This is a genomic window from Metamycoplasma arthritidis, assembly GCF_900660715.1.
Lineage (GTDB): Bacteria > Bacillota_I > Bacilli_A > Mycoplasmatales > Metamycoplasmataceae > Metamycoplasma > Metamycoplasma arthritidis.
Window position 1 is genome coordinate 711,158 of sequence record NZ_LR215047.1, and the last position, 16,198, is coordinate 727,355.

The window sequence follows — 16,198 nt, forward strand, 5'->3', positions numbered from 1 at the left end:
TCTTGCTTTTAATGAAAAATAATTTAACTATTTGCTTAATAATAGCAATTAGTATATAATTATGAAAAAATATCCTAAGAAAAAAGGTTGGCGTGTTGCTAACCTTTTTGCATAAAAAAACTGTTTTTAAAAAATAAGGAGAGAGAAATGTCAGAAAGAACTGAAGGCGAAATCAAAAAAGCTAAAGAAATCTTCAAAGCCATTAATGATTTAAGTAAATTAAAAAACTTAAATACTAATGAAGTAATTGAACTTTTTAAAGATGCTGTTAAAAAAGTTATTATGTCATATGATGAAGATGCTGAACTAGAATTTGTCTTCGATGAAGAAAATAACGAATTCATCGTTATTAACCATACTAAATATGTTGTTCAAGACCCAATTACCGCTGAAGACAAAGACATGCTATGTCGTTGCATTGAAGTACCACTTTCGATTGCTAAAGAACTAAAATCAACTGCTAAAGAAGGCGATGTTATTTCAGAAACAATTAACTTTGAAACTTTTCAAAAGAAAGATTACATTCGCATTTTGCAATCTTTCAATCAATCAATTAGGGAATTAGAAAAAAAAGTTATTGTTGGTGTTTATTCACTTAAAATTGGACAAATTGTTCGTGCTAAAGTAGCTACTCCTACAACGCGAGGTATTTTCTTTGAACTTGAAGACGGTACACCAGCCTACATGCCTTCTAATGCTAATAATCGTAAATTAACAGCTAATTTACAACCGGGCGATAGCATTGATGTTTACATTGACAATGTTGGCGATGCTGATAAAAATGTTCAAGTATTAGTGTCAACTGTTGAAAGTAAGTTAATTGATAAATTACTATATAAAGAAGTGCCAGAAATTGCTAATGGTTTAATTGACATCGTTAAAATTGCGAGAATTCCTGGTGAAAGAGCCAAAATTGCAATTTCAGCAAACGAAAAAACTCCAATTGGCGTAGAAGTAGTGGGATCGGTGCTAGGTGAAAATGGTAGTCGAATTAATAATGTTATCCAACAACTAAAAGGCGAAAGACTAGATGTCATTGAATATTCAGCAGATATTAAAACTTTCATTAAAAATGCAATTAGTCCTGCTAAAGTTATTGACATTGTTGAAAATAAAGAAAAATGACAAGCAAATTATCCAGCTTACATCGTGGTTGTACCAAATCAACACAATACTTTAGCTATTGGCAAAAGAGGCCAAAATGTTGTATTAGCAAGTGATCTTGTTAGAGCAAAACTTGACATTTTCAGTCAAGACCAAGCTGATCTTGCCAAAATTGAGTATGACATTAACAACGGCAATATTACTCAAGCCGAACTTGACGAACTTGCTCAAGGCAAAAGACTACAAAGTCAGTTCCGTCGTAGAACTAGACAAGACACTGCATCGCGTGACACTATTGACATGGCTGATTTTGAAAAAGAAATGGAAGAAATCAAAGCAAGAATGACGAGTTATGAATCATTTGAAAGACAATTATTTAATCAAGATGTTTCAAATGAAGATATAAGCCTTGCTTTTGAAAAAGCTCAAGCCGAACTTGCATCACTTGAAAAAGAAATTGATGAAGATGATAAACTTTATTCAAAACAACCAGAAAATGTTGAAGAAGATTATGCCAAAATCACTGAAACCAAAATGAAAGATTTCATCAAAGATGCTGATTTAAGTGCTGGCCTAGATGATCTAGATTTGAGTGATTTAGATGATGAAGATTGATAAACTTTATTTAAGAAAATCAATTACTGATGGACAATACTATCCGCAAGATCGATTAGTTAGGTTCGCTAAATCTAAAGATGGAATAGTAGAATTTGACCCCAATAAAAATAAAAAAGGTCGTGGTGCTTATTGCTTAAAAGAAAATGAAGTAATTGAAGAAGTGCTTAAAAAAAGATTGCTTAATCGAGCATTTAAAAAAACAATTGAAGCAAGCCAATACGAAAAATTAAGAGATGAGGTGAATATATGGCAAAAAACACAAATAAAAGAAGATCAAACGTTGAACACATTAAAAAACAATTAGTCAGTGGTGAAACCAAACTCCAAGATGGGGTATTTGTTTTTCACGGACCTTTAACAGTATCAGAGTTAGCTACCAAGATTAAAAAAACCCCTGCCCAAATTTTGACTTTTTACTTTAAGAAAGGGTTAATTCGCAATATCAATACATCTTTAAACGAAGAAGAAATTGCCGAACTTTGTTTAGAATTTGGCTTCGATTTTCGTAAAGAAGATTCGGTTGATGCCCAAAACTTTTTAGATAAATTGCAAATCATTGATGATCCTAATGACTTAGTAAAAAGACCTCCAATTGTTACTATTATGGGACATGTTGATCATGGTAAAACAACATTAATTGACCACATTAGAAAATCTAATATTCAAGGTGGCGAGTTTGGTGGTATTACCCAACACACTGGGGCTTATCAAATAACTTTTAAAGGCGATAAAATTACTTTCCTAGATACTCCTGGCCACGAAGCTTTTACTGAAATGCGTTCGCGGGGTGCCAAAGTAACCGATATTGTTGTTATTGTAGTAGCGGCTGATGATGGAGTTAAACCACAAACCATTGAGGCAATTGATCATGCAAAAGCTGCCGGAGTGCCAATTATTGTCTTCGTTAACAAAATGGACAAACCTGGAGCTGATCCCGAAAAAGTTAAAAGCCAATTAAGTGAAGCCAATGTTATTTGTGAAGAATGAGGCGGAGATGTTCAATTTGTTTATGGATCAGCTCTTGCTAATCAAAATATTGATTCACTATTAGAAGCAATTTTTCTCCAAGCGGATCTACTAAATCTAAAAGCAAACCTAAATCGTGATCCTATTGGCACAATTATTGAATCAAAAGTCGATCGTGGCAAAGGTGTAGTTGCTACTATTATCGTTGAAAATGGTACACTAATCCCCCGTGATTTTATTGTAGCCGGTAGCCAATACGGAAATATTAGAAGCATTTATTCAGTTGAAGGTAAATTGTTAGACAAAGCCTTGCCAGGTACTCCTTGTGTTATTACCGGACTTAATAAAAATCCACAAGCTGGGGATAAGTTTATTGCCTTAAGTGATGAAAAATTTGCTAAAAAAATCGCTTCAGAAAAATCTTATCTTGATAAACAACGTGAACTTAATGCCAAAAACTCAATTTCTATTTCAAGCGATTTAAAAGCTGTTAATGTCATTATTAAAACTGACGTTCAAGGTACAGCTGAAGCAATCAAAAACACAATTAGTAAAATTAAAAATAATGAAGTTGCTGTCAATGTTATTAGAGCAATAGCTGGTGAGATTACTAAAGCCGATGTTATCTTGGCCGAAGCTTCTAATGCAAGAATTTACTTATTTAATAATGATTCACTTAGCCCTGAAGTTAAATCTTTAGCTGAACAAAAAGGTATTAAAATTCAACGTCATAATATCATTTATAAAATAGTAGAAGAGTTAAACGCTCTTGTTAAAACTCTAAAAGAACCAGTTTATGAAGAAAAATTAATTGGTGAAGCAAAAGTATTGCAACTATTTTATTACTCAAAAGTTGGAACAATTGCAGGCTGCATGGTTGAAGTTGGACAAGTTAAAGAATTTTGTAAAGTTGAAGTTATTAGGAAAAATAAAGCAATTTTTAAGGGGACAATTTCTTCACTAAGAAGAGGCGCTAACGATGTAAAAGTGGTTGAAAAGGGCTTTGATTTCGGTACTCATATCAAAGACTTTGATAAAATAGAAGTAGATGATACATTAAAATTTTATGAGGATGTTTTAAAAGAAGATGACCACAATTAATCACGAACGTAAAACTAGCCTACTACTTCAACTTATTGGCGAAAGTTTTTACGAACTTCAAGATTTCGATGTTACTAACATTGCTATTAACGACGTAATCTTGTCAAACGATGGTTCACATGCCAAAGTTTATGTAACTTTTTTCAAAGACAAAGAACGATATTTTGAAAAAATTACTAAAATGGCGCCTTTTATTCGCTCAGTCGTAGCTAAAAGCTGAAAATATAAAAAACTGCCTGAATTAGTGTTTCTAATTGATACAGTTGAGCCAAGTGCTAGAAAAATCGAAAAAATTCTAGACAATATTAAAAATCAATAAATTAATTATGAATAAAACTTATGATGCCATCGTTATCGGTGGCGGTCATGCCGGCATAGAAGCAGCTTACGCACTTGCTAAGCGTGCTTTTAATGTGGCTTTAATAACACTAAATATTAACAGATTAGCTATGCTACCTTGCAATCCCTCAATTGGAGGCTCTGCTAAGGGAATTATTACTCGTGAAATTGATGCACTTGGCGGAATGCAAGGCTATTTTGCTGACCTTGCAATGATCCAAATTAAAATGCTTAATACCTCAAAAGGACCTGCAGTGTGGTCTTTGAGAGCACAAATAGATAAAGAAAAATATTGCCAAATTATTCTAGATGATATTAAAAAACAATCTAACATCACTTTAATTGAAGATGAAGTGGTTGATTTAATAGTTAATGAAAACCAATGCCATGGTGTTGTTACAAAAGAAAATGGCAATATTAGCGCCAAAGTTGTTGTAATGACCACTGGCGTTTATATGAATTCGCGAATTTTGCGTGGCACAGATATTAAATACGATGGGCCAGATGGTGAAAAAACAAGTTCTAGCCTTTCTAAAAATTTAATGAAATATGGTTTTGAAATTTTAAGACTAAAAACAGGAACTCCTTGTCGAATATATACAGATAGTATTGACTTCTCTAAAGTTGAAAAAGAACAACTGGACAAAAATGAACTTTCATTTTCAAGTCATAGCAACGTTAAACTAGATGAGCAAACATGTTGTTTTCTAACCCACACAACAGCTAAAACAAAAGAAATAATTCTCAACAATTTAGACAAAAGTTCGCTTTACTCAGGGATTATTATCGGCATTGGCCCTCGCTATTGCCCTAGTGTTGAAGATAAAATTGTGCGTTTTCAAGAAAAAGAAACTCATCATATCTTTTTCGAACCAGAAACTGCTAAAGGCGACATTATGTATATTAATGGTTTGTCAACTTCAATGCCAGAAAGTGTTCAAGATCAAATGATTGCTTCCATTCCTGGCCTAGAAAAAGCTAGAGTTCAAAAATACGGATATGCAATTGAATATGACGCCATTAATCCCTTAAACTTGTATAAATCACTCGAATCCAAAACCTTATCTAACTTCTTTTCAGCTGGGCAGCCTAATGGTACTAGTGGCTACGAAGAAGCAGCAGCACAAGGTTTGATTGCCGGAATTAACGCTGCTAATAAGCTAGATAAGATGCCTATGATGGAAATTAAAAGATCCTCAGCTTACATTGGAGTTTTAATAGATGACATTGTAACAAAAGGCACAAATGAACCTTATCGTATGCTAACATCACGTGCCGAATATCGTCTTTTATTAAGAAATGATAATGTTGATGAAAGACTTAGTCAATATGCTTTTGAAAACAAAATGATTAGCGCCCAATCTTATAATAAAGTTCTTGACAAATATAAATTAATTAACAATGAAATTCAAAAACTTAAAGATGAATATGTTTCATCAAATAGTGAACTTGCCAAAAAATACAACGTAACTTCAGGAGTTTCTAAACTAAAATTGCTAGCTAATCCTGCCGTTGATCCAAAAGATATTTTGGGAAATGACTTTCCATACCTTGATGAAATAACAATTCAAGTAAGGTTATTTGGTTATTTAAAAAAACAAGAGTCAGCGGCCGAAAAGATGTTTAGATTAGAAAAATTAAAACTCCCTATTGACCTTGACTATAACTTAGTAGAAAATTTAGCGACTGAAGCTAGACAAAAACTTAATCAAATTAAACCAACAACTATTGGTCAAGCCTCACGAATTAGTGGCATTAACCCAGCAGACATTCAAATGTTGATGTATTATTTAAATAACCGGAAAAAATAAATGAAACTAAACATTATTGCAGTTGGCGCTTTAACAAAAGAATATAAAACTTTATATGAAATCTACAATAAAAAGGTTTCATTTTTTTCTACTATTAATTTAATCGAAATTAAAGAAGTTACTGAACCTAACATTGAATTAAAAATTAAAAAAGAAACTAAACTCATTTTAGAAAAAATTCCTAAAAATTCCAAAGTTTTTTATATGTCACTTACTGGTAAAAAAATGAAAAGTGAAGAATTTGCTTCATTATTATGTGAGGACAACTTGACTTTTATAATTGGTGGTAGTAACGGCGTTGAAGAAAAGTATTTTGACAATAAAATTTGCTTCTCTGATTTAACATTCCCTCATCAGCTTTTTCGAGTAATTCTAATTGAGCAAATTTATCGTGGTTTTGCCATTAACAATAATATTAAATACCACAAATAGCACTCACACTATTTTTGTAAAGGCAATATGGTATAATTTACTCGTCTAAGAAATATGTTTTTTATACAGGAGAATAATTAAAAAATATGAAAAAATCATTGAAATTCCTACTAGGAATACTTTCGACATCCCCATTAGTAGCATTGCCTTTAGTAGTTGCTTCTTGTGGTAAAACAATCACCGAATTTAAATTTGATGAAGCTTTAAAATCAAAAAAACCTTCTGAAATTAAGCAATCAGATTTTACAACTCCTACTGGAGCAAGCAACGTGCAACTTAAAGCAAGTGACAAATTGGGTGTTCTTGTTATTACATATAAACTTAATAGTGAAACAAAAACTCACCTTATTACTGGTTTTGCTGGCGAAGTTAAGTCAACTATTGAAGCAATTGACAAAGTTGGCGGCAAAATTTGAGGCGATAAAATCACCGTTCCTAAAGGCGCTGTAGAAAAATTCAAACACTACATGGGAAGAGGCTTTTTACAAGTCGAAGGATCTTTCAAAGAAGAAGACAATGGTAAAATGAAAGTTAAAATTGCAGATAAAGAATATAAAGTTATCGCAGAACCAACTTTAAAATTACCTAAAGCTCTAACAATTGGATCGCCAAAAGAAGGTTCAACTACCGATTTTAATGCTTCTGTTTCAGTTAAAAACAAAACAACATTTGAAGCTGACAAAAAAATTGTTCTTGAGTATACATTAGTACTTTACTACGGTGGGCAAAAATACGCAGTTAAGACTTACAAAGCTGAAATCCCATTTGAATTGTCGGAAAACTAATATTTTATTAAATTAATAAACTAATAAAGTTTCTTATACTAGAGTAATTTAAAAAAATGCAACTCATATTTAGGGTTGCATTATTTTTATGCTTTTAGTTTAAATGCTTTTATTAATTTTTGTTGTGAAAAGTGCTTTTTTATATCAGTTAATAAAATTTTATTTTTTCTAAATTGTTCAATAGTTTCGGAAAAAGCGTGATCAGAATTTTTGATTTCGTATTTATTATCTATAAAAAATTAAGTTTCAAAGCTCTATTCGTATTAAAACGCTTTGTAAAGTTTTTTTAAATAGATTTGATAGTTATAAAAATAAAAATGCGGGCGCCATAATGTACCGCATTTTTGATTCTTATAATTAACGAGGCGAGCCAGGAACTGCTGGAGTTTCAGGTAGAAAACCTTCAATAGTTTTTTCAAATTCTTTTGTGCTATTGTCAGCAAGGCTTTTTAGAGTGTATTTAACTTTTAACTTTGTGTCTTCGGCAGTGATGCTGTCAACGGTTAATTGGAATTTACTTTCATCAAATCCTGATGCCTTAACATCTTCTTTTTTAACTTCTGAAGCTTTTTTAGTTTCTTTACCTTCAACAGATAAAGTAACACTTTCATTTGCTTTGTCTAATGGATTTTCTGCTGGAGTTTCAGGTAGAAAACCTTCAATAGTTTTTTCAAATTCTTTTGTGCTATTGTCAGCAAGGCTTTTTAGAGTGTATTTAACTTTTAACTTTGTGTCTTCGGCAGTGATGCTGTCAACGGTTAATTGGAATTTACTTTCATCAAATCCTGATGCCTTAACATCTTCTTTTTTAACTTCTGAAGCTTTTTTAGTTTCTTTACCTTCAACAGATAAAGTAACACTTTCATTTGCTTTGTCTAATGGATTTTCTGCTGGAGTTTCAGGTAGAAAACCTTCAATAGTTTTTTCAAATTCTTTTGTGCTATTGTCAGCAAGGCTTTTTAGAGTGTATTTAACTTTTAACTTTGTGTCTTCGGCAGTGATGCTGTCAACGGTTAATTGGAATTTACTTTCATCAAATCCTGATGCCTTAACATCTTCTTTTTTAACTTCTGAAGCTTTTTTAGTTTCTTTACCTTCAACAGATAAAGTAACACTTTCATTTGCTTTGTCTAATGGATTTTCTGCTGGAGTTTCAGGTAGAAAACCTTCAATAGTTTTTTCAAATTCTTTTGTGCTATTGTCAGCAAGGCTTTTTAGAGTGTATTTAACTTTTAACTTTGTGTCTTCGGCAGTGATGCTGTCAACGGTTAATTGGAATTTACTTTCATCAAATCCTGATGCCTTAACATCTTCTTTTTTAACTTCTGAAGCTTTTTTAGTTTCTTTACCTTCAACAGATAAAGTAACACTTTCATTTGCTTTGTCTAATGGATTTTCTGCTGGAGTTTCAGGTAGAAAACCTTCAATAGTTTTTTCAAATTCTTTTGTGCTATTGTCAGCAAGGCTTTTTAGAGTGTATTTAACTTTTAACTTTGTGTCTTCGGCAGTGATGCTGTCAACGGTTAATTGGAATTTACTTTCATCAAATCCTGATGCCTTAACATCTTCTTTTTTAACTTCTGAAGCTTTTTTAGTTTCTTTACCTTCAACAGATAAAGTAACACTTTCATTTGCTTTGTCTAATGGATTTTCTGCTGGAGTTTCAGGTAGAAAACCTTCAATAGTTTTTTCAAATTCTTTTGTGCTATTGTCAGCAAGGCTTTTTAGAGTGTATTTAACTTTTAACTTTGTGTCTTCGGCAGTGATGCTGTCAACGGTTAATTGGAATTTACTTTCATCAAATCCTGATGCCTTAACATCTTCTTTTTTAACTTCTGAAGCTTTTTTAGTTTCTTTACCTTCAACAGATAAAGTAACACTTTCATTTGCTTTGTCTAATGGATTTTCTGCTGGAGTTTCAGGTAGAAAACCTTCAATAGTTTTTTCAAATTCTTTTGTGCTATTGTCAGCAAGGCTTTTTAGAGTGTATTTAACTTTTAACTTTGTGTCTTCGGCAGTGATGCTGTCAACGGTTAATTGGAATTTACTTTCATCAAATCCTGATGCCTTAACATCTTCTTTTTTAACTTCTGAAGCTTTTTTAGTTTCTTTACCTTCAACAGATAAAGTAACACTTTCATTTGCTTTGTCTAATGGATTTTCTGCTGGAGTTTCAGGTAGAAAACCTTCAATAGTTTTTTCAAATTCTTTTGTGCTATTGTCAGCAAGGCTTTTTAGAGTGTATTTAACTTTTAACTTTGTGTCTTCGGCAGTGATGCTGTCAACGGTTAATTGGAATTTACTTTCATCAAATCCTGATGCCTTAACATCTTCTTTTTTAACTTCTGAAGCTTTTTTAGTTTCTTTACCTTCAACAGATAAAGTAACACTTTCATTTGCTTTGTCTAATGGATTTTCTGCTGGAGTTTCAGGTAGAAAACCTTCAATAGTTTTTTCAAATTCTTTTGTGCTATTGTCAGCAAGGCTTTTTAGAGTGTATTTAACTTTTAACTTTGTGTCTTCGGCAGTGATGCTGTCAACGGTTAATTGGAATTTACTTTCATCAAATCCTGATGCCTTAACATCTTCTTTTTTAACTTCTGAAGCTTTTTTAGTTTCTTTACCTTCAACAGATAAAGTAACACTTTCATTTGCTTTGTCTAATGGATTTTCTGCTGGAGTTTCAGGTAGAAAACCTTCAATAGTTTTTTCAAATTCTTTTGTGCTATTGTCAGCAAGGCTTTTTAGAGTGTATTTAACTTTTAACTTTGTGTCTTCGGCAGTGATGCTGTCAACGGTTAATTGGAATTTACTTTCATCAAATCCTGATGCCTTAACATCTTCTTTTTTAACTTCTGAAGCTTTTTTAGTTTCTTTACCTTCAACAGATAAAGTAACACTTTCATTTGCTTTGTCTAATGGATTTTCTGCTGGAGTTTCAGGTAGAAAACCTTCAATAGTTTTTTCAAATTCTTTTGTGCTATTGTCAGCAAGGCTTTTTAGAGTGTATTTAACTTTTAACTTTGTGTCTTCGGCAGTGATGCTGTCAACGGTTAATTGGAATTTACTTTCATCAAATCCTGATGCCTTAACATCTTCTTTTTTAACTTCTGAAGCTTTTTTAGTTTCTTTACCTTCAACAGATAAAGTAACACTTTCATTTGCTTTGTCTAATGGATTTTCTGCTGGAGTTTCAGGTAGAAAACCTTCAATAGTTTTTTCAAATTCTTTTGTGCTATTGTCAGCAAGGCTTTTTAGAGTGTATTTAACTTTTAACTTTGTGTCTTCGGCAGTGATGCTGTCAACGGTTAATTGGAATTTACTTTCATCAAATCCTGATGCCTTAACATCTTCTTTTTTAACTTCTGAAGCTTTTTTAGTTTCTTTACCTTCAACAGATAAAGTAACACTTTCATTTGCTTTGTCTAATGGATTTTCTGCTGGAGGTGTAGGCTTTTCTTCATTATCACAAGCAGCAGCTACTACCGAAGTTGCAAATAAAGTCGTTCCCAAAACACTAGCCAATAACAAACTAAGTGCTTTTCTTGATTTCTTCATTATTTTTTATGAATTCCTTTTCTAATTAATTAGTTTTTACATGGATAAATATTTATTTCGGAGTTACTTGTTTTAACAAACTTCAAGTAACAAGAGTCATTCTACAAAAAAAAAAAAAAAACGCACGTTTTGGTATGATTCGCCCCTTTTTAGACATTTTTTATTATCTTTTAAAGGATTTTTTTGACGATATAAGGAATTATTAAATCTCATTTTTGTGTTTTTATAAAATCAAAATAAAAAATGAGGCTTATCAAAACCTCACATAACCTCAAATGAATCTATCTAAAAAGGTTATTCATTCTTTAATGAAATATTTATTTTAGAATTAAAAGTAAAATGTTTAATCTCGTGTGTGATAGGATCAATTGTCATTTTAGTACTAAAAGTAGCCTGTTTAATTATTGCTTTATTAAGAATGTTGTTAATGTTATTTTTGGCCCCGAATTCTCGCAGTCCATCAATACATTTTTTTATAAATTCACGAATGTTGACAGCAATTATTTTCGCTTTTAGATCTTTATATAAATATTGCTTTTCACGTTCAATAACATAAGTAAAATTGTTTTTAATTAACTCCAAATCAAGTAAATGGCTTGCTTTGAGCATGTTGCTTATTTTTTCCTCTGTTAAAGCATTTTTTTCTTTGTAATAATCTTTTAAAAATTTAAGAAAATCAAAGCTATTAACAATTGTTTCTGAAGTAGTTGAAACCGACTTTCTTCCCTTACCATTGTTTTGTATTTTTCATTTTTCATAAAACTTTTTAAAATTATCATTTTTATTAAAAGAAGGTGTGGTTTCATGATCAATAATTGGCAATTTTTGAATGAAACTATTGCTAGTTTTTAAAATCCTAAAATCGTCATTGAAAACGTTATTTTTAATATCTTTTTCTTCTTGGTTAAAATCAAAATCGTATTCTTTGTCTTTTACTATTTCTTTGATTTCTTTTTTTGTTTGAATATTAAGATCGACGCCGTCGTCTAAGTAACGGTCTCTTTTAATATCTTTATTACTATTAAGAGCAAGCGGAATGGCAATAACAGCGACAAGTGAAACTAAAAGCCCCCCAAACATTAAAATGGAGTTAGTAATTTTCTTAGCTTTTTTAGAACTTTTAGGTTCTTTAACTACATTGTCATTGTTATTTTCATCCATGATTATTTTTTGGCCTTTCTTTTTTCTAAAGAAGCAAAAATTTCTTTTATTCTTTTAATGTTAATTTCTGCTTGGCTATAATCAACCGTTAAAATTCTATTATATAAATAAGCAACAAAGTGTGCAATTATTTGATATTTATAAAAATCCTTTGGTTTTTCAAGGCCGTAAGTTTTTCAAAATCAAGTTTCAACGATTTTATTAGCATTGGTATTTTCTAACATAAAAGCAATATCTAAAAGGCGATTGTTACGATAAGCAACTGATCAATCTACGATATAGAGATTGAAATTGTCGGTAAAAAAGATGTTATTTAAACTAAGGTCGTTGTGGCAATTGGCGTCAGGTTCAATTTTATTAATTCACTCAAGAATTTGGTCAATTCTTTCTTTTGAACCCATATCCTTTAGTAAAGTAGTTGGATCAATATTTTTAATATATCAAGCCACTTTTTCTTTTAGAATAAATGATGGAAATTTGACATTAGAATCATGTAATGTTCTTAGTGAATAAGCTAACACTTTCATTTGTCTTATTGTAATTGCTTCAACGGGATGGCAGCTTAGTCATTTTCAAATAATTCTTTCATTATCTTCGTAAATACAAGCTGGTACAAAGTAAAAAGCTTCTAATTCTTTTAGATCAAGGCGGTTGTCAAATTGGTTGTGATATTTTTGGATAATGAAGCGGTTAGAAATTGTGTAATCTTTTTGTTGCAGTTTTGCAAGTGATTCATAAATTTTTGAACTAGGACCTGCTAATTTGGCATAAGTGTGCTTGTAAGCTTCTTGACTAAACATTTTGATTAAATAAACATAATCATCAAAAACTGTACTATCTAGGTTAAAAAAATCAACAATTTTTTGCTTATCAATTCCTAAAAAGAGATGCAAAGTCACGGGATCAGTATATCTTGAATTATAAGCGGCGAATTCAAAATCAATTAGTTTGATATAACCTTGTTTATTGACTAAAACATTATGCCTTTTGATATTGTTATGAGCTAGAACAAGGCCTTCATTTTCGTATTTTTTCACTAATTCTAAGTATTTTTTATCAGTAGTATTGTAAGCTAATCAATCAAATTTAGTTACTCCCTTTACATTGATTTTTTGCAAACTTTCAACACTTTGCATGATGCTATTTTGCAAGTTTTCATCATCAAGGCGAAGTTTAAAAAGATCTTGTCCAGGGAATCATCTTTTAATTAAATATCCATCTTTAACATGTAAATAATTTTTAAAATGAGCAGAAATTAATTCTTCGTTAGCATAGTTGATTTCAATATTGTGTTTGGGGATTCGAATTTGCACTCATGTTTCGTTATTTAGTTTACCAATGTAAGTTTTGCTATGAAATCCTTCGTGAAAAAATCTAACATTACTAATACTATTAGCAACTTTTTTGCCGAAGACTTTTTCAATATCCTCAATAACTTTGCCAATTTCTTCTTTCATTATATCGTTCCTCTACCGGTATTGTTCTAAATAAGCTTTTACATACTTATTTACCCTATTCAAATATAAACTATCATCAAATGGTTTTTCAGGGCGCGCATTTATTCAAAGAGCAATTAAAGCGTTGACAATAACTTTATGTGCTAGTAAATACTTAGGTTCGAAATCATCACCATAAGCTTCTAGAAAAAGTTGTTCTTGGCGCTGATCTAAATTACTACTTTCAATAAAATAAGCAAGATCAAAATGCACATCTCCCATTGAAGCATATTCTCAGTCAGTGATGTAAATTTTGTTTTTAGTTTGAATCATGTTAGCTAGTCATAAATCGTTATGAACAGGAGCCGAGTTGTCTATTTCGGCTAAAAATTTATTAATGATTTTATAGTGTTGGTCTAAGATCGGAATTTTGCGATTAAGCTCTTTAATTTTGCCACGATACACTTTAAACCTTCTAGCAATTTGATTTTCTTTAGGGAAAAGAAGCTTAGAGTCATGTAGTGTTATTAGATCGTGGGCAATTTCTTGAAGTTGTTTATCAGTTATTTTTGTGGCTAAAATTAGCTTGCCTTCAATTCATGAGGTTACAAGTTCATCTTTGGTAGAACCAATTATTTCAGGAGCAAATGGTAAATTGTTTAAAACAAAGTAGTCAATTTTATGATTAAATGAATCGTAGTTTTTATGCTTAATGAAAAGTTTTTTTTCGTTGTCGAAGTAAGTGATGTTAGTAAAACCCTGATTAGGTAATTTTGTAATCATTAAAAATCAATGTTAGTTGCGTACTTAGCATTTTCTTGAATGAAGTCATGACGAGGTTCAATTTCTTCACCCATCAATGTTGAAAAGATTGTATCGCAGCTAGCAATGTCATCGATTTGAACTTGCAACATTTTTCTAGTTGCAGGGTTCATAGTGGTTTCTCAAAGTTGTTCAGGATCCATTTCACCAAGTCCTTTATAACGTTGGATCGAAATGTTTTTACTATCTTCTAACTTACTTAAAATTTCTTCTTTTTGGGCATCATTATAAGCATATTCAGTTACTTTAGCTGTTGAAATTTTGTATAGTGGTGGTTGAGCAATATAAACAAAGCCATATTCAATTAAAGGACGCATGTAACGGTAGAAAAATGTTAAAAGTAAAGTAGCAATGTGAGCACCATCGACGTCGGCGTCAGTCATAATAACAATTTTGTGATATTTTAGTTTGTTAATATTAAATTCATCAGTAATGCCGGTACCTAGGGCATGAATCATTGATGAAACTTCTTTGTTGCTCATAACACTAGTGAAATCTTGTTTTTCAGCGTTAATTATTTTACCTCTAAGCGGCAAAATAGCCTGGGTTGCTCGATCTCTACCCATTTTAGCAGAACCACCAGCAGAATTACCTTCGACAATGAATAGTTCTCTAACTTCGGCATTTTTTGAAGAACAATCTGCTAATTTACCAGGAAGATTGCCGAATTCTGAACCTTCTTTTTTTCTTGAAGCTTCACGAGCGGCATTAGCTGCTAATCTCGAACGTTGGGTTAGAAGACATTTTTCAATAATAGCCTTAGCATGACTTGGGTTTTCAGCCATGTATCTTTCTAGTTGTTCAGAAATAATTTTGTTAGTTGCAATCCTTGCGTCTTTATTTTCCAATTTTCCTTTGGTTTGACCTTCAAAAATTGGATCAGTGTGTTTAATAGAAATAATAGCAACTAGTCCATCTTTAGTATCTTCACGACTAATTTTTTCGTTGTTATTCTTAAATAGCTTATTGTCTTCGGCATATTTGTTATAAATTCTTGTTAAAGCATCGTAAAAACCTTGCTCGTGAGTTCCGCCTTCGCCGGTTTGAATATTGTTGGCGTATGAAACGATATTCGAGGTGTAAGTTTCGTTATATTGAATAGCTACATTGACTATGACATCTTGGGCATTTGGTGTTTTATCACGAAATGTTCCCTCGGCGTAAATAATGTCGGGGATAATTACTTTTTTTCCACGGTTTAATTCGCTAACATAATCAATAATCCCGCCTTCAAAGCAGAAATTACGAATAGTGTTTTTAGTGATGTCTTCACAAGAAATACTTAGGCCTTTATTTAAGTAAGCGATTTGCTTTGCATGGTCAATAATTGTGCCAAAGTCAAAGGCAACTTTGTCCATGATTTGATAGTCGGGATGAAATTTAATTCTAGTTCCGGTTTCGTCTTTATTAACTTCGCCAATGACTTCTAGTGGTTTAACTGGGTGTCCGCCATTAATGTATTTTTGGTAATAAAGTTTACCGCCCCGTTTAACTCAAACTTCAAAGCTATCACTTAAAGCGTTAACAACACTAGCTCCGACACCATGAAGCCCCCCACTTACTTTATAGTTAGTACTATCAAATTTCCCACCAGCGTGAAGAACTGTTAGGATGGTTTCGACAGCAGATTTTTTTGTAGTTGGGTGGATGTCAACTGGCATACCCCGGCCGTTATCGATTACTTCTATTTCGTTATTAGGGTGTAATTTGACTTCAATGTTAGTAGCAAAACCAGCCATTGCTTCATCGACTGAGTTGTCTACTATTTCTCAAATTAAGTGGTGTAGCCCACGAAATCCAATTGAGCCAATATACATTCCGGGTCTTTTTCTTACGGCTTCAAGGCCTTCTAAGACTTGAATATTTTTGGCACCGTATTTACTAATTTCCTCTTGTTTGCTCATAATCTAACCCTTCTTAATTTTTAGAATTTTTGTTTGATTTTTTCTAAATGTAGTTTAGATATTAATAGAATAATATTTTATAAATTATAACAAAATCTACCTCAAAAACTAGCGGTAATTTTTGCACTAAAAAACTAGCCTAAGCTAGCTATTTCTTAGCG

The 16,198-nt window shown here is 31.8% G+C and carries 12 protein-coding genes; 7 read left to right on the forward strand and 5 right to left on the reverse strand.

Annotated features, from left to right (window positions below):
* The first annotated feature begins 147 nt into the window (after positions 1-147).
* From nusA to EXC42_RS06460, 7 genes are all read left to right on the forward strand, one after another.
* Positions 148-1,722, forward strand: coding sequence for a transcription termination factor NusA (gene nusA, locus EXC42_RS02830; RefSeq protein ID WP_012498481.1), 1,575 nt, complete (start codon positions 148-150; stop codon positions 1,720-1,722).
* A complete protein-coding gene (locus EXC42_RS02835; RefSeq protein WP_232032093.1) occupies positions 1,706-2,026 on the forward strand; it encodes a YlxR family protein in 321 nt (106 codons plus the stop codon). The genes nusA and EXC42_RS02835 overlap by 17 nt, the downstream gene beginning before the upstream one ends.
* Positions 1,969-3,789, forward strand: a complete 1,821-nt coding sequence (gene infB, locus EXC42_RS06455; RefSeq protein WP_041914117.1) for a translation initiation factor IF-2 — start codon at positions 1,969-1,971, stop codon at positions 3,787-3,789. Before EXC42_RS02835 ends, infB begins: the two co-directional genes overlap by 58 nt.
* Complete coding sequence (rbfA, locus tag EXC42_RS02845) at positions 3,776-4,108, forward strand: 30S ribosome-binding factor RbfA (protein WP_012498484.1); 333 nt, start codon at positions 3,776-3,778, stop codon at positions 4,106-4,108. Before infB ends, rbfA begins: the two co-directional genes overlap by 14 nt.
* A 7-nt stretch (positions 4,109-4,115) precedes the next feature.
* Positions 4,116-5,939, forward strand: coding sequence for a tRNA uridine-5-carboxymethylaminomethyl(34) synthesis enzyme MnmG (gene mnmG / locus EXC42_RS02850; protein WP_012498485.1), 1,824 nt, complete (start codon positions 4,116-4,118; stop codon positions 5,937-5,939).
* The gene (locus tag EXC42_RS02855; protein ID WP_012498486.1) at positions 5,940-6,371 is read left to right on the forward strand and encodes a 23S rRNA (pseudouridine(1915)-N(3))-methyltransferase RlmH; all 432 of its coding nucleotides are present in this window, start codon (positions 5,940-5,942) and stop codon (positions 6,369-6,371) included.
* An 86-nt stretch (positions 6,372-6,457) separates the two neighbouring features.
* The gene (locus tag EXC42_RS06460; RefSeq protein ID WP_012498487.1) at positions 6,458-7,156 is read left to right on the forward strand and encodes a variable surface lipoprotein; all 699 of its coding nucleotides are present in this window, start codon (positions 6,458-6,460) and stop codon (positions 7,154-7,156) included.
* Positions 7,157-7,513: 357 nt separating this feature from the next.
* On the opposite strand, the gene EXC42_RS02865 is transcribed toward EXC42_RS06460, so the two are convergent.
* From EXC42_RS02865 to gyrB, 5 genes are all read right to left on the reverse strand, one after another.
* Positions 7,514-10,714, reverse strand: a complete 3,201-nt coding sequence (locus tag EXC42_RS02865) for a lipoprotein 17-related variable surface protein (protein ID WP_129648966.1) — start codon at positions 10,712-10,714, stop codon at positions 7,514-7,516.
* Between the two features lie 294 nt (positions 10,715-11,008).
* Complete coding sequence (locus tag EXC42_RS06465; protein WP_012498489.1) at positions 11,009-11,875, reverse strand: hypothetical protein; 867 nt, start codon at positions 11,873-11,875, stop codon at positions 11,009-11,011.
* A 2-nt stretch (positions 11,876-11,877) separates the two neighbouring features.
* Positions 11,878-13,332 carry a protein kinase family protein gene (locus EXC42_RS02875; protein ID WP_012498490.1) on the reverse strand — a complete coding sequence of 485 codons (1,455 nt, stop codon included), beginning with the start codon at positions 13,330-13,332 and terminating at the stop codon, positions 11,878-11,880.
* Between the two features lie 12 nt (positions 13,333-13,344).
* The gene (locus EXC42_RS06470) at positions 13,345-14,094 is read right to left on the reverse strand and encodes a phosphotransferase (RefSeq protein ID WP_012498491.1); all 750 of its coding nucleotides are present in this window, start codon (positions 14,092-14,094) and stop codon (positions 13,345-13,347) included.
* A complete protein-coding gene (gyrB, locus tag EXC42_RS02885; protein WP_012498492.1) occupies positions 14,094-16,037 on the reverse strand; it encodes a DNA topoisomerase (ATP-hydrolyzing) subunit B in 1,944 nt (647 codons plus the stop codon). The genes EXC42_RS06470 and gyrB overlap by 1 nt, the downstream gene beginning before the upstream one ends.
* Positions 16,038-16,198: the final 161 nt, after the last annotated feature.